This window comes from Microcoleus harperi Pol14_C6, from assembly GCF_036701295.1.
In the GTDB taxonomy this organism is placed as follows: Bacteria; Cyanobacteriota; Cyanobacteriia; order Cyanobacteriales; family Microcoleaceae; genus Microcoleus.
The window spans coordinates 13732-35378 of record NZ_JAUBQN010000016.1 but is presented as its reverse complement, the minus strand read 5'-3'; the positions used below and the strand labels follow the sequence as shown (position 1 = coordinate 35378).

General features: G+C 45.5%; 17 protein-coding genes. 10 read left to right on the top strand and 7 right to left on the bottom strand.

The genetic code is table 11. The features are described 5' to 3' along the window. Positions 1-6: 6 nt before the first annotated feature. The 3 genes from QUA27_RS13245 to QUA27_RS13235 form a co-directional block, all read right to left on the bottom strand. Positions 7-636 carry a response regulator gene (locus QUA27_RS13245; protein WP_333068535.1) on the bottom strand — a complete coding sequence of 210 codons (630 nt, stop codon included), beginning with the start codon at positions 634-636 and terminating at the stop codon, positions 7-9. Positions 637-721: 85 nt separating this feature from the next. Beyond that, a complete protein-coding gene (locus QUA27_RS13240; RefSeq protein WP_333068469.1) occupies positions 722-1753 on the bottom strand; it encodes an ATP-binding response regulator in 1032 nt (343 codons plus the stop codon). Beyond that, on the bottom strand, positions 1750-8166 hold the full coding sequence (locus tag QUA27_RS13235) for an AAA family ATPase (RefSeq protein WP_333068468.1): 6417 nt from the start codon (positions 8164-8166) through the stop codon (positions 1750-1752). The genes QUA27_RS13240 and QUA27_RS13235 overlap by 4 nt, the downstream gene beginning before the upstream one ends. Before the next feature lie 432 nt (positions 8167-8598). On the opposite strand from QUA27_RS13235, the gene QUA27_RS13230 reads away from it, so the two are divergent. The 4 genes from QUA27_RS13230 to QUA27_RS13215 all read left to right on the top strand — a co-directional run bounded on the left by QUA27_RS13230 (position 8599) and on the right by QUA27_RS13215 (position 9693). Next, a complete protein-coding gene (locus QUA27_RS13230) occupies positions 8599-8850 on the top strand; it encodes a hypothetical protein (RefSeq protein ID WP_333068467.1) in 252 nt (83 codons plus the stop codon). Positions 8851-8926: 76 nt separating this feature from the next. Next, a complete protein-coding gene (locus tag QUA27_RS13225; RefSeq protein ID WP_333068466.1) occupies positions 8927-9148 on the top strand; it encodes a hypothetical protein in 222 nt (73 codons plus the stop codon). 64 nt (positions 9149-9212) lie between these two features. Next, the gene (locus QUA27_RS13220) at positions 9213-9398 is read left to right on the top strand and encodes a hypothetical protein (protein ID WP_333068465.1); all 186 of its coding nucleotides are present in this window, start codon (positions 9213-9215) and stop codon (positions 9396-9398) included. 154 nt (positions 9399-9552) lie between these two features. After that, on the top strand, positions 9553-9693 hold the full coding sequence (locus tag QUA27_RS13215) for a hypothetical protein (RefSeq protein ID WP_333068464.1): 141 nt from the start codon (positions 9553-9555) through the stop codon (positions 9691-9693). 103 nt (positions 9694-9796) lie between these two features. Here QUA27_RS13215 and QUA27_RS13210 read toward each other — a convergent pair whose 3' ends face one another. From QUA27_RS13210 to QUA27_RS13200, 3 genes are all read right to left on the bottom strand, one after another. Continuing rightward, on the bottom strand, positions 9797-12748 hold the full coding sequence (locus QUA27_RS13210; protein WP_333068463.1) for an NHLP bacteriocin export ABC transporter permease/ATPase subunit: 2952 nt from the start codon (positions 12746-12748) through the stop codon (positions 9797-9799). A gap of 154 nt (positions 12749-12902) precedes the next feature. Then, a complete protein-coding gene (locus tag QUA27_RS13205; RefSeq protein ID WP_333068462.1) occupies positions 12903-15113 on the bottom strand; it encodes an NHLP family bacteriocin export ABC transporter peptidase/permease/ATPase subunit in 2211 nt (736 codons plus the stop codon). 143 nt (positions 15114-15256) lie between these two features. Then, complete coding sequence (locus QUA27_RS13200; RefSeq protein ID WP_333068461.1) at positions 15257-17044, bottom strand: NHLP bacteriocin system secretion protein; 1788 nt, start codon at positions 17042-17044, stop codon at positions 15257-15259. Between the two features lie 486 nt (positions 17045-17530). On the opposite strand from QUA27_RS13200, the gene QUA27_RS13195 reads away from it, so the two are divergent. Beyond that, complete coding sequence (locus tag QUA27_RS13195) at positions 17531-17665, top strand: hypothetical protein (RefSeq protein WP_333068460.1); 135 nt, start codon at positions 17531-17533, stop codon at positions 17663-17665. Positions 17666-17766: 101 nt separating this feature from the next. On the opposite strand, the gene QUA27_RS13190 is transcribed toward QUA27_RS13195, so the two are convergent. Then, on the bottom strand, positions 17767-17916 hold the full coding sequence (locus tag QUA27_RS13190; RefSeq protein WP_333049849.1) for an isochorismate synthase: 150 nt from the start codon (positions 17914-17916) through the stop codon (positions 17767-17769). 108 nt (positions 17917-18024) lie between these two features. On the opposite strand from QUA27_RS13190, the gene QUA27_RS13185 reads away from it, so the two are divergent. From QUA27_RS13185 to QUA27_RS13165, 5 genes are all read left to right on the top strand, one after another. After that, positions 18025-18219: a hypothetical protein gene (locus tag QUA27_RS13185; RefSeq protein WP_333068459.1), complete on the top strand. Its 195-nt coding sequence runs from the start codon at positions 18025-18027 to the stop codon at positions 18217-18219. 196 nt (positions 18220-18415) lie between these two features. Then, positions 18416-19819: a nicotinate phosphoribosyltransferase gene (locus tag QUA27_RS13180; RefSeq protein ID WP_333068458.1), complete on the top strand. Its 1404-nt coding sequence runs from the start codon at positions 18416-18418 to the stop codon at positions 19817-19819. Positions 19820-19906: 87 nt separating this feature from the next. After that, positions 19907-20506, top strand: a complete 600-nt coding sequence (locus QUA27_RS13175) for a nicotinate-nucleotide adenylyltransferase (RefSeq protein ID WP_333068457.1) — start codon at positions 19907-19909, stop codon at positions 20504-20506. Next, positions 20467-21216, top strand: coding sequence for an NUDIX hydrolase (locus QUA27_RS13170; protein ID WP_333068456.1), 750 nt, complete (start codon positions 20467-20469; stop codon positions 21214-21216). The genes QUA27_RS13175 and QUA27_RS13170 overlap by 40 nt, the downstream gene beginning before the upstream one ends. Before the next feature lie 70 nt (positions 21217-21286). Then, on the top strand, positions 21287-21580 hold the full coding sequence (locus QUA27_RS13165; protein ID WP_333068455.1) for an isochorismate lyase: 294 nt from the start codon (positions 21287-21289) through the stop codon (positions 21578-21580). Positions 21581-21647 lie beyond the last annotated feature (67 nt).

Here is a 21647-nt window from a genome sequence, read left to right as displayed (position 1 = left end):
ATTAAACTACAGGCTGACAATCCCCCGTTTTAATGCGGAAATCGCGGCCTGCGTGCGATCGCTAACTCCCATCTTGCTCAAAATATTGTTGACGTGAAACTTAACGGTGCTTTCGCTGATGTGCAGAAATTCACTAATCTCGCTGTTGCTTTTACCCGCGACTATGAGGCGGATGACTTCTAATTCGCGATCGCTCAATTCAGGCCCACTCAGGCGATCGGCTAACTTAACACCCACTGCGAGCGGAATGTACTTTTTCCCCTCAAAAACAGCCCGAATTGCTGCTAAAAGCTCATCGGGTTCCGCATCCTTCAGCAGATAGCCCTTAGCACCCGCTTGCAATCCGCGATAGATGTTTTCATCGCCGTCATAAGTCGTCAGCACCACAATCCGGGCGCTGGGAAACTCCGCACAAATCGCAGCAATGGCGGCGACTCCATCCATCACCGGCATCCGCCAATCCATCAGCGTTACATCGGGCTGATGTTGGCGAAACATTGTCACAGCTTCTTCGCCGTTGCTTGCTTGCGCCACAACTTTAACATCTGATTCATGCTCCAGCAGCGCCACTAAACCTTGCCGCACAATATAATGATCGTCGGCAATTAAAACGCGAATAATATTTGATTGGTTAATCATGTTTACCCTGTTAATTTGATAAAAAAAAACTGAACATCTCACTACAAACTTACTATGTATGGTGCGAAATGTGCACCTTACTTTACTGCCGCTCAACTGAAACTATAACTTCTGTTCCGTTTCCGGGCTTGCTGTTTACAATTAGTTGCGCGTTAATGCGATCGGCGCGTTCTCTCATTCCCAATAAACCAAAGCCATTCCTAAAACCGATACTTTCCGTATTAAATCCCTGTCCGTTGTCTTGCACCCGCAAAAGGAAGTTGGATGTTTCGTATACTAACTCAATTTTTATCGCCGTAGCTTTGGCATATTTGAAAGCATTTGTTAATGCTTCTTGCCCGATCCGCAACAGGTTATTTTCTACCTCTAATGGTAGGGAATATGCCGTGCCCACCACTTCAAAAATAGTGCGCGTATCAGTATTTGATGACATTTGTTTAGCAATTTTGTTGAGAGCGCTATACAAATCGCCATCTTCTAACAGTTGCGGGCGCAAAGATTCTACGGATCGCCGCGCCTCAGCAAGTCCAGAACGAGCCAGTTCGCAGACTGTTTTCATGTGTACTTGTGCTTGTTCTGGATTTGCGGCTATTACCCGTTCGGCGGCTCCCAAATGTATGATAATGCCTGCAAAAGTTTGCGCTAAAGTGTCGTGAATTTCCCGCGCCATGCGGTTGCGCTCTTCGAGAATATTTTGGTCTATGAGTTGTTTAGACATCCTACTCAGACGCAATTGATTTTCGACGCGAACTAAAACTTCTTGTTGTTGAAAAGGTTTGGTAATGTAGTCTATTCCCCCCGCAGAAAAGGCTTTTACTTTATCAAAAATTTCTTGCAAAGCGCTGATAAAAATTATTGGAATATTTTGAGTTTTCGGAGTAGATTTGAGCTGCTCGCAGACTTCGTAGCCATCCATGTGAGGCATCATAATATCCAGTAAAATTAAGTCGGGTAAGTTGGCATTGATAAAGTTAAGAGCTAATTTCCCACTGGGAGCTAGGTGAACTTTATACCCAGCGACAGATAGTATGCCGCTTAAAAGTTTTAAGTTCTCAGGACAATCATCAATAACTAAAATACTTTCTTGGTCGGTAAAACTGAGGTTTTTGTTCATGTCTCATCCCTCAATGTGTGTATTAAATTTAGCAACTGTTCGTACTGAAAATTTTTAATGCAAGCTGCGCTTGCCCTAGCTAAGGGCTGATTGATTTCGCGAATTTGACTGATGACTGCTTGCATCTGTTCCACATCGAGGTTGCTAATGGCTTGCTGGAGATTGGCTACTAACTCCGGAGGCAATTCAGAAAAAGCTGTTTTTGTCAATACATTTACTTCATTTTCTGTGAAACTGGGGGCAGCATTTAGTTCTTCAAAAACGAATTGTACCCCGACATGTTTGTGTAGAGCCTCAAATATGTTTGCTTCTCTAAATGGTTTGCGAATAAAATCATCGCACCCGGTAGAAAGAACAATGGCTTTCTCTTCCTCAAAACTACTTGATGTTATGGCAACAATTGCTGTTGATTGACTTTCGATACCCCCGCCGCCGTTAACAAGGGGGGAGCTTGATGATGCTTTGGCTTTAATTTGTTTGGTTGCTTCATACCCATCCATCACCGGCATCCGCATATCCATAAAGATTAAGTGGGGTGAATATTGCTCCCACTTTTCTATTGCTTCTCTCCCATTTTTGGCTTCGTAGACTTCAAAACCGATCGCGGAAAGCAGTTTAACTAGCAATTGGCGGTTGTCAAAAGCGTCGTCTGCAATGAGAATTCGATAGCGAGGTTGATTGGGTGCGATCGCAATAACTCGTCTAGTTGGCTGTTCCCGTTGGCGATCGGCACTTTCAACTGCATTAACTTTAATGTCAAATTTGAAGATAGTACCGCCTCCCGCACGAGAACTGACTGTCATTTCACCTCCCATTAACTGCACAAAAGAACGTGCGATCGTTAAACCTAATCCTGTTCCTTGTTGCGATTCTTCCCCCGTTTTGGTTTGCACAAAAGCTTCAAAAAGCTTGTCTAATTCACTAACATCAATTCCCGCTCCCGTGTCTTCTATCTCAAAGCTGATTTGCCGACCAAAATCCTGATTTTTAATTTTCACATAAATGCCACCTTCTGATGTGAATTTAATCGCGTTAGAAATCAAGTTAATCAAGATTTGGCGCAATTTAATTTCATCAGTTTGCACATATTGGGGAACGTCTGACATCCGCTCTACTAATAACTGCAATCCCTTATTTTCAGCCGGAAGTTGGAACATATCTTCGATGTCATCCAGTAAGCGGTGGAGGTCAAAATTGGTCTCGTTGAGAGTCGTGCGTCCCGCTTCTATTTTGGACAAATCTAATACTTGGTTAATCAGTTCGAGCAAATGCTCTCCGCTGCGGGTGATAATACCCAGGTGTTCTTGCTGTTCCTGCAATAGGTTAGAAGAACGATTCAACAGTTGGGAAAAACCCAGAATTGCATTGAGGGGAGTCCGCAATTCGTGGCTCATATTTGCGAGGAATCTACTTTTGGCTCGGTTGGCTTCTTGTGCGGCGTCTTCGGCTCGTTGTCGCTCGATAATTTCCCGCTGGAGTTCGAGAGTGCGATCGCTCACTTGCTGTTCTAAAGTGCGGTTGTAATCAGCTAAAACTTTTTCGGCTTGTTTGCGCTCGGTGATATCTTGAAATGTGGCGATCGCATAATTAATCTTGCCAGTTTCATCCACAATTGGCGTGCTGCAAACTTCCAAGGAAACAATCTTATCAGGTCGGTGGAACTCGATATCATCTACTTTGACCGTTTCACCCGCCAAAGAACGCACGATTGGCATTTGTGCGGTGGGATATAACTCGTTAGTTCCCGCGAGATAAAGTTGACAAGCTTCTGCTAATTTCTCAGTATTTGCTTCGGGTATTGTGGGAATGGCACTTAGTTGATGTGCTGTCTGATTTGCATAGGTAATTTGTCCGGTGGTGTCATGCACGGCTACCCCGATCGGCATAGCATCGATAAATTGAGTCAGGCGGCTTTCGCGTTCCTTGACTTGGGCGTAGAGTTGAGCGTTCGTAATGGCGATCGCCGCTTGTCCCGATAACAATTGTAAGACTTCCAGGCGATCGGGAGTAAAAGCTTGGGCGGTGAGGTTATTTTCTAGATAAACGATCGCACTCAGTTGACCTTGATTCATCAAAGCCGTGCACAAAATAGATTTGGGCCGGCGCGTTTTGATGTAAGGTTCGTTAGTAAATTGTCCTTCCCGGGTAGCATCGTTGAGCACTAAATTTTCTTTAGTGCGAGCAACATAATTGATAACTGCTTCGCAAAGTTCCGGGCGATTTTCAATCGGAATGGACGGCAATACTTTTATTCGATCGTTATGTAGCGCCACTTCAGCTTTGACCAGCAACTTACCTTGCTCTTCTAAAATCAAATAACCTGTTTGTGCGCCCACATTTTCAATCAAAATCTTCATCAGTTTTGACAGTAAATTATCCAGCATAATTTCGCCGGAAATTGCCTCGGAAGCTTTCATTACGGTCGCGATATCTAAGGAAGAACTAGGACGGCTGTCGCTGGTTGATGTCGTACTTGAAATGGCTTTAATTGTCGGTCGATCGAGCCTCAATAATTGCGGATATCGGGTTTCTAAATCTTTGACTTTTGCCACCGCACCCCACAGTTGATAGCAGTAACGAGCTTCCTGCATATAAGCTTTAGCTGTTAGTTCTTTCCCCCTAGATAAGTAGAACTTGGCGGCGAGTTCGTAAGCGAGGGCGGCTTCATGGATATACTCGTGTTCTTTGGCTAGGGAAATCGCGCGATCGTAATAGTCGATCGCTTGTTTATCTTTCCCTTGAATTCGACAAATTTCCGCTTCTACTACATTGTATTTATGTAAATAAATTGACAGATTGTGTTCCGCCCATTTCTTGATTTTCTTTTGATTGACTTTAGCTTGCCTTAAAATTTGCCTCTGCTGTTTATTCGGAGCATTTTCATAACAAGCAAGCTGAATCAATGACTCAAGAAAATGAAAGTAAAAATACTGAAGCGTTCCCAGCGAAACTTCTATATAGTCTTTCACTTTTACTGCATAATTTGCCGCTCCCGAATAATCTTCAAATAAGTAGCAAATAATTATTTTAAAAAAATAAAAAATGAATAAATAAAGCTGGTCTTCTGCTTCGATAGCCTGAGAAATCATCCTCTGCTCATTCCCTTCATCCCCGCTTAAATCGCAAGGACGATCGGAGTCTCCTAATAAATTCACAACCGTTTGATAAAATGGTTGGAATTGAAAAGCAACTTGTTCTTCCTTCAATTTCACCACCTCATTTCTGTAAGTTGTGATTTCACGTTTGACTCGGGACAAGTCACAGCCAGCTAGATACAAGTAACCGCAATAGGTGTGAGCAGCAGCACAAGCAAATTGTAAATCTCCCGATTCTAACCCGCTCTTATAAGCCTCTAAGAAACCGGGTAATATTTGTTTCACAGGTGCTTTCCAATGCTTCAGAAAATCGTGAATGGGGTGAATGACTTGGGCTTTAAACTGTTTGTTTTTAGATTGCTCCAAAAGCTTCAATGCAAGTTCCCCAAATTGATAACCCCGTTCAATTTCACCTAGAAAACCACCCAGGATAGAGCCGTACATTCCATAGGCAGGGATAGATTCAGCACAGTTGCCATATTTCACCGATAAACTTACCTGTTTATAGGCAATAATCGGCATCAGTTTGGGCATTGCAATTGAGGCTGGAACCATGAGAGTGGGGAGAAGACGCAAAGCAGCGAGTTTGTAGGGGTCGCTCATCGGTGGGAGGTTTGCTAAATCTTCAATGCGTTTCCCTGCTAAAACCCACTTACTTACCAGTAATTCCTTTAAACTCGTCAAATCATTCGGGTTAGTCGGGAGTTTTACTCCTAACTCTTCCAATAATTGTCCCCCAAGTTTTAAGGCTTCCAGGGGTTTCTGTTGGGCATTGATTGCCCAAATATTGCATTCAATGACTTTGACTCTATCTAGTACAGTTTTGGCATGGTGGATTACCCAGCTAGTTAACATTTCCATTTGCACCAAATCATCGCAAAAGTAAGCAGCTTCTGTTGCTTCTTGATGCAATTCTAAGCTCAATTTCTCAGACATCAACTTGCCGTCTTCTTCTTCAAGTAATTTTATTCCGGTTTGTAAGTAGTTAAAAGCGGGCTGATAAGCAGCTACTCCTTTCGCTTTTTTGCCGGCTATCAAATTTAACTCAGCAAGTCGATCTCGCTCGGTACTGTCTGTCATGAGCGAACGCGCAAAGTTCAGTTGATTAACAATATCAAATATTTTTTTTTCCCGCTGTTCGGAAGGAGTATTTTGCAGCAGAATTTGCCCGATTTGTTTGTGGAAGATTGGCTTATCCTGTTCGGCAATTAGCGAATAAGCCGCTTGCTGAATTCTGTCATGAACAAATTTGTATTCTAGCGATTGGCTGGTGGGTAATTTACCGGCAATTTCTAATTCCACATCTCCCATATTCCCCAGCAACACGACTAAATTTTCCGCAACTGCTGCATATAAATCATTCGCTGTTTCTCGGAGCGATTTTTTACAAATGGAAGCTAGGGTTTTGACATCAAATTGATTGCCAATGCAGGCGGCTATTTTTAAAGTTTCCTGCGTATTCTCCGGCAGTTGTTGAATCTTGCTCGACATCAATTCGACAACATTATCAGTGAATCGCCGGCCTTTAATTTCCCCTAAATCCCATTTCCACCCCCCCTGTGTTTCCCGTTGGTAAGGGGGGATTAGGGGGGTAAAGTCAAATTGTAACAGCCCTTCAGTATAAAGCGCTTTGAGAAATTCATTCATAAAGAAAGGATTGCCACCTGTTTTCAACAGCACTAACTCAGCAAGGGCTGTGACTCTTTCCTCGCGGCAATTCAGCGCATCGGAAATCAATTGAGTGACGGTGGCTAAATCTAAAGGCGACAGAAAAATGCGCTCGACCTTGGCTCCCTTTTGGATAATTTCTTCAATTGTCAAGCTTAACGGATGAGCGGGAGAAACTTCGTTATCTCGATACGCGCCAATTAGAAATAAACCAGGTTTCCTACCGCTCATTAACAGTTCGATTAACTTGAGAGAAGCGCCATCAGCCCACTGCAAATCGTCTATAAATACAGTCAGAGGATGTTCTGGTTTAATAAAGACTGTAATGAAATTCTGAAACACTAAATTAAAGCGATTTTGGCTCTCGCTCGCTCCTACTTCTGGTACGGCTGGTTGCTTGCCTATTATTAACTCTACTTCGGAAATTACATCAATTATGACTTGACCGTTTATCCCTAAAGCTGTTAATAATTTTTGCCGCCACTCTTGGAGTTTTGCTTCACTTTCAGCTAACAGTTGCTTGACTAATTCTCGCAGGGCGCTGACAACAGCACTGTAGGGAATATTCCGCTGATATTGGTCGAATTTGCCGGAAATAAAATAGCCGCGGTTTTGAGTAATCGGTTTATAGAGTTCTTGCACGATCGCGCTTTTGCCAATGCCAGAATAACCCGCAATCATAAACATTTGGCTTTGGTCGGAAGCTCGATCGAAAGCAGTTAAAATAGTGGCAATTTCTCGCTCTCTGCCGTAAAGTTTTTGAGGTATTTGAAACTTATTTGAAATATCTTGACAAGCTAAGGGAAAACTTGATATGGTATTATTGCTGTGCAATTCATTCAAACAAGATTCTAAGTCGGCTTTAATTCCCAAAGCACTTTGATAGCGTTCTTCAGCATTTTTCGCCAGCAACTTCATCACAATATCCGAAATAATTTTCGGAATTTCGGGATTAACCTCAGATGGAGATAAAGGCTGTTTTGCGAGATGGCTGTGTACTAATTCCAGCACATCATCAGTGTCAAAAGGCAGTTGGTATGTCAGCAGTTCGTAAAAGGTAGCGCCCAGGGAATAAAAATCCGTGCGGTAATCTAAACTGCGGTTCATTCTGCCGGTTTGTTCCGGCGACATATAAGCAAGAGTTCCCTCTAAAATGTTGGGATTTTTTATGGTGTAATTCTCCCGCGTCAACTGCGTGGAAATGCCAAAGTCGATGATTTTGAGTTCCCCACTAGCTGGATGGAAGACAATATTTGAAGGGTTAATGTCTTTGTGAATGATGTGGGCGCTGTGAATTTCTTGTAAACTTTCAGTGGTGGCGATCGCAATTCGCAAGAATTCGGCAATACTAAATTTTTGCTGCTGCATCAAAATTTTCAAGGATTCGCCGCCAAAATCCTCGACAAACATCACCAGCGTGTTTTGATATGGCTGCAAATCATAGGCTTTTATACAGCCGCTCAGGTTCAGAGATTGTGTAATTTTATACTCTGTGCGATAGCGGGCGAGTTCTTGGGGTGTGGGATAATTTTCTTTGAGGATTTTGAGGACAACGGGCTGATTGTCGGGCTGTCGCAATCCTCGGTAAACTAGGGAATTTGCGCTTTCGTAGATTTGACGTGTGACTTCAACGCCAGGAAGAGTCAGCATATTCACCCTGCGGTCAACGGTGCGTTGAAGATAGCATAAATATGCTGCTCACACAAGAGGTGAGGCAATTTTAGATTTGAGATTTTAGATTTTAGATTTTCAGCGCAGGGGTTGTCAGAAACCGGGTTTTTTAACGAAATATTTGCTTAAAATCCTGAATCTCGGTTAAAAAACCAGGTTTTTTTAGACTTAACGCGCAACTTTTGTAAATTTAACTCAACAGCTTCGAGTATATACTTACGTGCGAGATTCGATGCCCAGCCAAAAGTTCAGTTAATCTCCTAAACTAAAGTTTAGGTAAAACAGGTCTTTTTTTATAGGTGCAAAACTGACCTCTTAGCTAGCGACTTCGGCGGGGTAATTTTATAAACTAAATTTACGCAAAGACCAGCACTAGGTTAGCTGGGAAAAACAAATAAAGGAGCAAATCTCATGTCTTTTGAATTTGAAGGCGTCAATCAGTTTTCCGTAGAAGTTGAGCAAGATTCTACCGTGCAAGAGCAACAGTCGCCAGTCAATTCTGTTGCTGAAGAATTGGACGATACGGAATTAGATGCGATCGCAGGCGGTCTTACGTTTTTCAATTGGAGTAGGCTCCAGTGGTACGGTCCGACCGAGAGAATTTCGACCGAGGATTTTGCTAGCGATTTTGCTAGCCACATAGCGGGTAAAAAGGCTGGATAGCAGCCAACTTTGCTAGGAGTTGGTTCGATCGCTTTTGGAAGCAAAATTCACTAATTATCGAAGGAGAAAACATCTGATGGAAAGTAACAATCGATTTTTGCAAGAAGTACCCTCTGAGTCGTCCGCAATCACAGCAGCCGCACCGGAAAACTCAACCAGTGGAGAATTGAACGACTCGGAACTCGATGCGATCGCGGGCGGTATGCGTACTATCACAGTCAGCGGGGAAAAGCCAAATTTTGGCCGGGGCCCCTCTATGAGCTTAATTGAAGCAATGCAGTCCTATTTCGGGAAATGAGCTGCTTGTAACTAGAAGCGATCGCGCTTCTGCTGAGTTTCAACATCTAAGGAGGAAACATCTGATGGAAAGCAACGATCAATTTTCGCAAGAATTACCGTCTGAGTTGTCCCAAATCGCAGCATCAGAACCGGAAAATTCAACTAATCAAGAATTGGACGAATTGGAATTAGATGCGATCGCGGGCGGCCTTTTCTTTTGGGGCGATCCTGAAAAAGCGGGCCGCTATAATCACATTTGGGGCGATTGAAGCAGCGACGCGCGCTTTCGGCAAGCGGCAATGAGCAAATCATAATTGCCAAAAGCCGCTCGATAATGGATAAAATTCGCGAAGCAATCGCAGAGTATGCGATTGCTTTTCAGTTGCACAATGACACATATAACAATCCCAACCTACAGAAAATATGGATGCGATACAGCCAGTTTACCTGATGCAGCAAGCCCCCGATATGGGTAACACAAGAATATTTAGCGTTGGCTTAGTTATCGCCTGCTTGCTATTGTTAATTTTGTTGTGGTTGCCCGATTTACTAACAAAAGAATAATTAAATATGCCAAGAAACCCGGTTTCTGACTCGCGACAGGACCAAGAAACCCGGTTTCTTGGAGAAACCCGGTTTCTGAATGGCGGCGTTTTACGTTTAATCCCTACTCCAACTGCCGCGCCACCAATCGAGCAAACAATCCTCCCTGTTTTACCAATTCATCAAACGAGCCAACTTCCACTAAACGGCCGGCCTCAATTACATAAATGCGATCGGCATTCCGAATCGTACTCAGGCGGTGGGCGATGACAACTCGCGTCACATTCAACTTATCCAAACTCTCAGTAACGATCGCCTGCGTGCGGTTGTCCAAAGCACTCGTAGCTTCATCCATCAAGATCACCTTTGGTTTGACAACCATCGCGCGCGCAATTAACAATCTCTGCCGCTGTCCTCCCGAAAGATTCGTGCCGCCCTCGCTGACAACCGTGTGCATTCCCATCGGCATTTGTTCGATATCAGCGGCTAAACCGGCCATTTGGGCGGCTTCCCAAGCTTCCTCCTGCGTTACCATCGCCCCGCAGGTAATATTGTCAAACATCGAACCAGCATTAATTCTGCCATTTTGCAGCACTACTCCTAACTGCCGCCGCACAGCTTGAACGTCGAGGCCTGCTAAATCTTGATTGTCGTAATAAACAGTGCCGCTTTGTGCTATTTCAAATCCCAATAATAGCCGAAATAAAGTTGATTTGCCACTACCAGACGGCCCGACGATCGCGATAAATTCCCCCGGTTGAATATTGATGCTGACATCATCTAAAATTGGGGGGCCGTCCTCCCGGTAGCGGAAAGTCGCCCTATCGACAGTAATTTGACCTTGCAAGCGGCCGGGATCGGCTTTTGTCGGGTCAGATTCCGGGATGCCCTGGACGATTGGTTTGGCGCGCTCCCACAGCGGTACAATTCCTAAAATATCAGTTAGAGTATTGCTCAAATCTGTGACGCCGGAAAGAAAGGTTCCGAAGGCGGAATTAAAAGCAAGAAACGTCCCCATATTCAGTCCGCCGCCTTCTGTTTGAGGACTTTGGATAAACTGAATTGCAAACCAAAACATCAGAATAGAACTGACTAACGGCAGCGCTTCGTTAAACACAGAAACGCTGTCGTCAATTCGTTTAATTCCTGTTCTTAGTTTAATTTGCTGGCTGTATTTTTTCGCCCAAGCTGCAAAGGCTCGCCCTTCTGCAGCCGCTACCCGCAACTTTGATACTCCGTTAATTAGTTCTACAGTCAGCCCGTTAATGTCGCCTTCTCCTGTTTCCATCTGCCGCTCTTTTGGGATTAAGAGCAAGCTGGATGTGACTGTTACTATAACCGCCAGAAAAGTTAAACCAATTCCGACTAAAGTCAGCGGCAGGCTGTAAACAAACATCAGCCCCAAATTCAACAGGGAAAATATGGCGCTCAAAAGTGTCCGCTGCGTCGCGCCGCTGAGTTGGGCGCGAATTTGATTAACTGCTAATAAGCGAGTCAGCAAGTCGCCAGAAGAATAGCTGCGAAAAAACGCAGGTTTTAATCTCAGCAATCGATCCCAAACTGCCGGCTGGAGAGTGCCGCTGGCAGCATTTTCGATCCGCAGCGTCAGAATTGTTTGGGCCATGCTAAATACAGCCCGTCCGATCGCCGCAACTAACAATACCAGCCCTAACTGCCACAGTAACAAACGATCGCTGTCAGGAATAGCATCATTGACCAAAATCGAGGTAGCTTGTGGCGTCACCATCCCCAGCAGCGTTCCCAATATCCCCAGCCCGAAAGCAATGATAATATCTTTTTCGTAGCCCTTCGTCCCGAACCGAAACAGTTCCGCAGCGTTGCGAACTAATAGCGGGAGAGGCCGGTAAAACATGAGAGTTTCTGGCGACAACTCTTGGGCTACTGCTTTAGTTACCCGTTTGCGAGTGCGATCGATCGGGTCGAACAAAGTATAACGATATCCCTTACCGGGCAACAAAGCTACAGGACGGTTGCCGAACTTAGTATAAGCCAAGAGCGGGCCGCAGTTCTGCCGCCACCAATCCCCAGCCAGGAGGACGCGGCGGGTGCGAAATTGGGACGATCGCGCGATCGCCTCCATCGGATCTTTAACTCGGCTGAAATCTTCGGAACCCGCCGGCGGATTGACAGTTATACCTTGTGCCTTACCTACAGCCCCAGCAGCGATTAACAGCGGCGTTCCTTCCTCAGACACCTCAGTTTTTCGGGGATGCAAAACCTCGGTTAACTCTCCCAAAGCTGTCTCGGCTACTTGGCGGTTTAGCTGTTCGCGTTCCTGAAACCGGCGGAATTCCTCTGCTTTTTGTTGGGAAACCAGCAAGTTCAAGCAGCAGCAGAAATACTCGTGCAGCAAAGCTAAACTCGGGCGCAGCCAGTCGGCATTTTCCACCTCTGCTGTTGAGAAAATTTGCACCTCAACTTCCCCGGATGCCACCAGCAGCATATTCCCACCCAGGGGAAACGCTGGGGAAGCGGAATTTAACTTCAATTCCCCGACACTCGCATCACCCGACGAGACGCGCACCCAGACAACTGTTCCCGGGGGCGATCGCAGCAGTTGGCCTGTTTCCAGCGATAGATACTGCCAAGCTGATGCTAAAACCACTGTTTCCGGCGAAACGATTTCCTCGCGCGATCGGGCGATTTCTCCCAAACGCTGCATCCAGCCATCCAAAAGTGATCTCGCGTTGCCCTCACCAGCAGCAACTAAAGCGCAAAAATCTGCGATCGCGATCGATTGCAATTCAGTTTCTGCGATCGCGATCGCCAGAAGTCCCCAACCTGGTTTTAAATTTTCTCCCCCCCCTTCTCCTTCTCCCCCCCTTAGCAAGGGGGGGTTGGGGGGGGTAGCTGCGCCGAACAAAGCCTCGCGGGAACTGACGCTGAACAGATAATAGCGGTTTCCCGCAGGCTTCTCACTTTGTATCTGGGCTGCAAAAACTGCGATCGCGCCCGATCGAACAATCCATACCCGATGCGGGTCATTCAGCAGCAGCGGTTCATTTCCTTTAATTCGGTGCAGTTTCTTAACAGGATTGATAAGGTTTTTAGTCATTCAGATTTGACCTTTAATTAAGTGGATTTATATCATCTCCGGTAAATTGCCCATAATTCCTGTAGGGGCGGGTTCACCCTGATCAGAAATAGAGACTAGAGAACCCGTAAACTCGCCCCGGCTGCGATCGCGGTTAATCGACTATTTCTGCTGTTTATTGTTCGTTCCCAACCAAACGAGCATAAGCACCACCCAGCTTTTGCAACTCCTCATGAGTGCCTCTCTGAACTACTTTCCCCCCTGCTAGCATAATAATTTCATCGCAATCCCGAATCGTGCTCAAACGGTGAGCAACCACAATACAAGAAGTACCGCGACGCCTCAAATTGCGATCGATAATTAACTCTGTTTCAGCATCCAGAGCACTCGTTGCTTCATCCAGCACCAAGACCGCCGGATTTCTTACTAACGCCCTGGCAATTTCCAAACGTTGCCGCTGTCCGCCGCTCATATTTGTCCCCCCTTCATTGAGTTGAGCATCGTATCCTCCCGGCATATTCAAAATAAGTTCGTGAATTGCCGCATCAATGCACGCTTGCACTAAATCAGATTCCGGTACTGTCGGGTCCCAAAGCGTCAGATTTTCCCGAACAGTCCCGGCAAATAGAAATATCTCTTGTTCGACCATTGCCAGCGAATTTGCTAGGATAGAACGGGGAATCAAATTGCGGGGAACCCCGTCAAATAAAATTTCGCCATTCATTGGTTCGTAAAGGCCGGTCACAAGTTTGGCAATAGTAGATTTACCCGAACCGCTGCCCCCCACTAACGCTACGCGCTGACCCGGTTTTACGGTTAAGTTCAAGTTGTCTATTAGCGGCGCTTCCAAGCGGCTGTAGCCAAAACTGACACCGCGCAATTCAATCCAGCCCTGCAAATGAAAAGAATCTGGTGCAAGGGCGGCGCTGCTGTTTTTACTATTAAAAGAATCGCGGTCTGCTTCTGGATCGATCGGGTTTTGCAGAACGTCATCAAGTCGGTTTAAATCGGCTTCTAATTCTTGCAGAGTGCTGCCAAAATTGACTAGATTGTTGACTGGTCGCAGGAATTGCTGAGTGAGACTTTGATAGGCAATTAACATCCCGATACTCAAACCGCCGTTCATCACCCGCAAGCCCCCGACAACTAAGATAGCAGTTGCAGCTAATGCCGTTAAAAATGCTGGTAATATTGACAATATTTGAGTTGGCAAAGCCAATTCTTGCTGGGCGTTGCTCATTTTGGCATAGTAGCCGGCAAACTTAGAAAATAAATCGAATTCTAAACCGCTAGCTTTGACAGTTTCAATAGATTGAATGCCTGCGATCGCAGCACCGCCCACCTTACCTGTTTCCTGAGCTAATCTGGTGTTAGCATCGACGCGGCTGCGGGATAAAGATTGCAGTGCTAAAAAGTTTAAAGCGGCAAAAACAGCGGCAACACTGGTCAATACCCAGTCGTACATAACCATAATTATTGCATAGAAAACCATCATCACCGCGTCGAGCGCAGTTGCAGCAAGTTTCCCCGATAAAATTTCAGCAACCTTGTCATTAACTTGGCAGCGGCTGCTAATTTCACCTGCAAACCGCTGGGCGTAAAACCCCACAGGCAAGCGCAAAGTATGCCAGAGAAACTGTCCCGACATCGAAATCGCAAGCTTGTTTGCCAGCCGCCGCAAATAGAAAAGGCGCATCCGCGCTAGCAGCCCTTGAATAGCGGCGGCAAACAGCATTCCCAATATTAAAGGACGCAGCCATTCGTGACGGTTTTCGACGAGAATTTCATCTACAAAAATTTGAGTAAATGCCGCGCCAGCCAAACGCGGAACAGTCAGTAATAAACCAGCAATTAAACAAAATGCGATCGCCCAACGGGAATTTTGCAATCGGGAATCTAAAGCACTGGCAATACTCGGTTTTTTGCCGCCCTTTTTAAACTCTGGCCCAGGTTCAAAAGTCAAAACAACGCCAGTGTAAGCAGACTTAAATTCTTCTAGAGAAACAGTCCTCGGCCCCGATGCGGGGTCGTTGAGGTAAACGCGCTTTTTCTTCATCCCCTCAACCACCAAAAAGTGATTGAAATTCCAAAAAACAATAAAAGGTGGCGGTACAGTTTTCAACTCTTCAACAGTTCTTTTAAACCCTTTAGCATCTAAGCCGTAAATTCGGGCTGCTTTAAGGATATTAGAAGCTTTACTGCCATCGCGAGAAACGCCGCACTCGCTCCGCAATTGAGCTAAAGGTACCGGGTGTTCGCAGTAACTCAAAATAATTCCTAAAGCAGCAGCACCGCACTCTACTGCTTCCATTTGTAAGATGGTGGGAGTACGAACTCGCCTTAAGTTGCAGGGTGTAAAAAACTTGTCAATCCAGGGAAGTTTCATTGCTTATTAACGGGTAATTAGTAAATGAACAAGACTGACGCACCGGGGCCTAGAAACCGGGTTTTTTTACGAAAATACTTCGTGAGGGCGAGCAGATTAGGTAAAAAACCCGGTTTCTGACTACCCATGCGTCAGTCCTGTTGTTAGTAAACTCCTGTCAAAGACCGAAAAATAGGAATCACGTAAGACATCGGCGCTAACTGCCCGATTTGAACCCGAACTAGCGCCGTAGTACCGGGAGAAATCTTGAGAGGAGGCCCGTTCGAGGAAGACCATTTGTAACCGCTGATAGTGTTCGGATCTGGTTGCAATTCGACAAAGATTTGCACGGGAGCACCGCCGCCAGCGATGCTTTTTGCGATGCTGTCAGCCAAATTTTCATTGCCGATAATTGACGACATATCTTGATTAGTAACCGGAAAAGGAGAAACTTGGGTTACTTTGCCTACAATGCCACCGTAGCGTTCCCGCTTGACGACGCTAGGGGTAACTTGTACAGTCATTCCCGGTTTAATTTGCTTGCCGTCTCTGTCAGCAAAATAAACAAGACTGACCATTTTTTCGCGATTATTCTCAGATTCAACTGTCCCGATTCTTGTACCGATGTTCAGCATTTGACCTGCAACGGCGCTAACTTCTAAGACGCGACCTTCATATTGGCTGGTAATTTTGCTGTCGGCGGTCAACTGATTCTGCAAGTGGGCAATCTTGCGTTTAACTTCCTGAATTTGATTTGTTTGGGCGATCGACTTCTCTAAATCTTGTTGAGCTAGTTTTACAGCTTGGGTTTCTATGTCTTTAATCTTAGTTTTTATTTCATCAATTTTGTTCAGGTTTTGCCGATAATCTCGTTCTGCGTTACTTTTCTGAACTTTAAGTTCTTGGAGGTTGTTTTTAATTTCGTTAAGGCGGTTGAGATTTTGCAGGTACTCTCGTTCGGTATTGGTAGCTTCTACCTTGAGTTGCTGCCGGCTGTTTTTGATGTCGTCAATTTTATTGAGATTTTGCAGGAATTCGCGATCGCTATTGGTTTTCTGAACGTCGAGTTCCTTTAACTGCGTTTCAATATCCGCCAGTTGCATCTGAGAGTCCGCGAATTCCTGTCTCGCTTGCAGCATTACATCCTCGCTAATCGCCCTCTCTTGTTCGTAAAGAACGCGGCGAGTTTCAAACCGCTGCTGTAAAGTTTCTACCAAAGAAGTGATGTGCTGTTTTCGCTGCAAAAGACTGTCGCGTTTTTTGGCGATCGCGGCCAGAGTTTGCTGCCGCAATATCGGCGCAACTTGTTCTCGCCGCAAACTTTCTTCCAAACTTTGGCGTTTTTCTGCTAAGGCTGTCAGAGTTTGCTGCCGCAGTACCGGCGCAATTTGTTCTCGGCGCAAACTTTCTTCCAAACTTTGGCGTTTTTGCTCTAATGCCGCCATACTTTGCTGGTGCAGTATCGGTGCAACTGACTCCCTATTCAAGCTTTCTTGAAGGTCTTTTTGCTGCTGTTCGAGGGTTTTTAATTCCAGCGCCATCTGCTGTTTTTGCAGCTTATTAGTATCTTGCTTTTGCCCTTGCAGTTGGGCTAATTGGGCTTTTTCTTGTTCTAGCTGCTGCTGGAGGTTGAGTTTATTTATTCTGCCGATTTCTTGACCCCGTTTAACAACATCTCCCGGCTTGATATTCAGCTTTAGCAATTGACCGGAACTAGCAGCTTGAAATTGCACGACGCGGCGGGGCAGAAGCAACACGCCTTGACCGGAAACAGTCAGCGGAATTCGCCCGATCGCACTCCAAACCCCCGCAGCAGCAACTAAACAGCCAATTGCAGTTAGTGGCAGCCACGATCGAGGACTAACCACCTGCATCATTTCGTCGAGGCGTTCCGGTGAAGATAAGCGATCGATCGCTTCGGTAGTGAAAAGTTTGTTTTGTTTTACCTGCATCAGCTATTCCTTTCGAGAGTGCGATCGCGCTGTCAGCAGGGGTGTATTTGAAGGGGAAATTCTTTGCAAGTCAATTGAGGCACAAACAATTTCCCAACAAACGTTCAAAGCTTCCGTGCAATTACTTGAATCTTCTCACTCCTGTTTGCAGCTTGCCTGTAAAATTACTGTACGACAATTAACCCCGGCAAGACCCTAACCAGCAGTAGAGTTTTCAGCTAACAAAAAGACCAGCTTGCAGCCGATATTCCGATGGGGGAATGACCCGAACTTTCGGCTAGGTATCGCCCGCAGCCAGTGCCTACACATTTTAACCAGTTAAGCTAAAAACACTTTTGTCAAGGAGTAGAATTACTCTAAGGTATCGAAGTAGCAACTTAAAATGTGGTGTGATTTGTTCCAGGAGGTTTTCATTCAGTTGACAGTTGACAGTTGATAGTTGACAGTTGATATCGACCTCTACCTGGAAGGAAGAGGATTGGAGTAATGAATAGTCTTCTTTTAATTTCTCCCTGCAAGGGTTCCGGCTTTAAACCAATTTTTTCTGGTAATTGGTGCTTGGTAATTGTAGCTGGGGTAGAAGGAAGAGAAACGCCACATACAATTACTATTAACAGTTAAAATTACAACTCAAAAGCTAACAGTCAACAGTTAATTGTTAACTGTTGACTGTTAAACTGAATGCCTGTGCCGAACTCGCTAGAAAATGCCTGAATGGCTGTTCATTCTCTCGATTTAGAACTTTTGGAGAGCTTACCCTCAAAAGGTTGAACTCCGCTATTTGGATAGTTGTCATCGCTGGGGCTAAAAATCCGCACCGCTGCTTCCGAGACGTAACGCATCGCGTTTGCCAAAGATTTAGAAAGATTCATAGAATCTGCCTCTCTTGTCTGGGTTCTGATACTTTTAATATTACTCTGATTTTTGGGCTGTGGATGAGTTTAGCAATATTTATTTGAATTACTTATTGGTCTGCAACATTGAAGCAAGCTGAAGGTTTTAGGAATTACGCATTTTTGGACGATCGACCTTTTGCTGCTAGATTTTTCCTTGCTCAACTCAATCAGTGGCGATCGCAATCCCGATGCTCAGAAACCCGGTTTTCTACATCTTTCCAAGGGCTGGAACCACATATGTTCGTAAAAAATCGGGAACGCTTGAGTGTTTGTGCTTAATTCCTGAGTTTGTTAAAGCAAGTATTTATATTGATTGTACCATAATATTAATGTATAAATTAACCTAAATCCGGTATTAAAGGGCATAATCAGCGAATTTTTCCGACAATATCTGCAATCTTTATCAAAATTTTACAAAAAGATATGGTATTATTCACTATAATTAAAAAAAAGAAGTTTGTCCGGGGTTTTTCTTATGGAAACTGCGACAGAAAGCCTGCAGCTCACAGGTTTTGAAGAAATCTTAGAAGACCGGGAACTAACGGTTTCTTCAGCAGATTACAGCCTTTTGACCGATCTCTACCAGCTAACGATGGCCGCTTGTTATGTCGGGGAAGAGATCGACGGGCGGGTCGCGAGTTTTGAATTATTCGCGCGCAGGCTGCCAGAGGGTTTTGGCTACGCGATCGCGATGGGTTTGGCCCAAGTTATCGATTATTTAGAAAAATTTCGGTTTTCGCCGGCGCAAATTGAGGCTTTGCAGTCCACGGGGATTTTTGCTGGTGCCCCTGATCGATTTTGGACTTTACTCGCCACAGCCCGTTTTACTGGCGATGTTTGGGCGGTGCCGGAGGGGACGGCGGTGTTTGCCAACGAGCCTCTGCTGCGAATTGAGGCTCCTCTGTGGCAGGCTCAGTTGGTGGAAACTTATTTGTTGAATGCGATAAATTATCAAACTTTGATTGCGACGCGGGCGGCCAGACTGCGGGATGCGGCGGGTCCGGAGGCTAAGTTGCTGGAATTCGGGACGCGCAGGGCTTTTGGGCCTCAAGCTGCTGTGTGGGCGGCTAGGGCGGCTCTGGCTGCGGGGTTCGACGGAACTTCTAATGTTTTGGCTGCTTTGAAGTTGGGCCGCAAACCTGTCGGTACGATCGCCCATGCTTTGGTAATGGCTGTGGCTGCCCTCGAAGGCAGCGAGAATCAGGCGTTTGCAGCATTTCACCGCTATTTTCCGGGGGCGCCGCTGCTGATCGATACTTACGATACTGTGGCGGCGGCGCGGATGTTGGCCGATCGAGTCAACAGCGGTGAAATGCAGTTGGAAGGCGTGCGGCTGGATTCGGGCGATTTGGCGGTGCTGTCTCGGGAAGTTCGATCGATCCTTCCGGGCGTTCCAATTTTTGCTAGCGGCGATTTGGACGATCGAGAAATTGCTAAATTAAAAAGTAGCGGTGCTTGCATTGACGGTTACGGTTTGGGAACCAAGTTGGTCAGCGGTTCCCCTGTGAACGGTGTTTATAAGTTGGTGGAAATTGACGGAATTCCGGTGATGAAAGAGGCAAGCGCCAAGGTAACATATCCAGGAAGAAAGCAAATTTTTAGACATATTGAAAATGGACAAATTCTCGGAGATTGTTTGGGATTGTCGGGAGAAACTATTCACAATTGCGATTCTTACTTACCATTAATGGAGTTGGTTGTCAAGGATGGCAAACGAGTCCAGAACCCGGAAAGTTTGGAGGAGATAGCCAAACGAACTGCTGCTTCAGTTGCCAGTCTTCGACCCGAAACTCGCCAACTTGACAACCCGATTTCGCCGTCGGTGGAAATTTCTACCGATTTGCAGAGTCTCACCCAAAAAACGAAAAAGAGTCAGTAGTCGTTAGTCATTAGTCAGTAGTCATCAATCAACGCCGTCAACAGTCAACAATTCCCCATTAACTATTAACGATATTACCGATTACCTATGCAGAAGATTGCTCTTTTTGGAACCAGTGCCGATCCGCCCACAGCGGGACATAAAACAATTCTGAGTTGGCTTTCCCAACATTTTGATTGGGTAGCAGTTTGGGCGTCGGACAATCCTTTTAAGTCGCACCAAACTTCTCTAGAGCACCGATCGGCAATGCTGCTGTTAATGATTCAAGAAATTAATTCGCCCAGACACAATCTTTGCTTGCATCCAGAACTCAGCAGTCCGAGGACGGTGGAAACTGTGGAACAAGCAAGATTGCTGTGGCCTAATGCAGATTTGACGCTGGTAATAGGTTCCGACTTGGTGGGGCAACTGTCTCGCTGGTATAAATTTGAAGAATTGTTAAAAAAAGTGGAGTTGCTGATAGTACCGCGACCCGGTTATCCGTCAGAACAATTAGATTTGTGGCAGTTGAGGCGCATGGGTGCAGAGGTGGCGATCGCATCTTTGAGTGCTCCCAATGTTTCTTCTACTTCCTATCGGGAAACAGGAGACAGGGAAGCTCTGACTCCGACCATCGAAGATTACATCAATAGGGAGCATTTGTACGCATGGCACGAGGCACGAGAAAGGGCGAAGGTTGCTCATTAGCTGACTTTAAAGTAGGAGTAGATAATGTGATTTTCTCCGTCGATGCCGTGCAGAACCGCTTGTTGGTGCTGTTGGTAATGCGGCAAGACGAACCGTTTATCGATTCTTGGAGTCTTCCCGGTACTTTGGTGCGTCAGGGCGAGTCTCTTGAAAATGCGGCTTACCGGATTTTGTCTGAGAAAATTCGGGTAAAAAATTTGTATCTGGAGCAATTGTATACTTTCGGAGAACCGGGGCGCGATCCTCGAGAATATACCAGGGGCGATCGCTATCTTTCGGTGAGTTATTTTGCTTTGGTTCGCTTTGAGGAAGCTGAGTTAATTGCTGGGAGTGTCGTGGCGGGTGTGGGCCACCGCGTCGGCGGCATTGCTTGGTATCCCGTGCAACAAGTTCCACAGCTTGCCTTCGATCACAATCAAATTCTCGAATACGGATACCGGCGACTGCGTAACAAACTTGAATACAGTCCGGTAGCTTTTGAAGTTTTGCCGGAACTTTTTACTTTGAGCGATTTGTATCAGCTTTATACAACTATTTTGGGGGAAAGTTTTTCGGATTATTCTAATTTTAGATCTCGATTGTTAAAATTGGGTTTTTTGTGCGATACCGGTGTTAAGGTTTCGCGCGGGGCCGGTCGCCCTGCTAGTTTGTACCGCTTTGATGCGGCCGCTTTTGCTCCTTTCAAAAATAAGCCTCTGGTGTTTATTTAGCTGTTCCTTGGATGACATTCGGGGATCGATTTAGTAACATTAGAATAGAAGCTATTAAGGAGTGCAGACGATGAAAGACCCTGATGAATGCGCTAATATTCACGAAGTTCGGGAGGAAATTGATATTATCGATCGAGAAGTGATCGAGGCTTTGAGCAAGAGATTTCAATACGTCATCGCGGCAGCAAGGTTCAAAACGAGTGAAGCTAGCGTTCGATCGTCGGATCGCTTTCAGGCTATGTTACAGCAGCGGCGCGAGTGGGCTAAAGAATCGGGTTTGAATCCTGATGTGGTTGAAAATATTTACCGGGATTTGGTAAATTATTATATTGAGGAAGAGTTGAAACATTACAAATCTAAGTGATTTTTCGCTACATTCAAATCTAGGACTATAGGAAAGTGAGTCCGCGCGGGCGGATTGTTAGCAATAC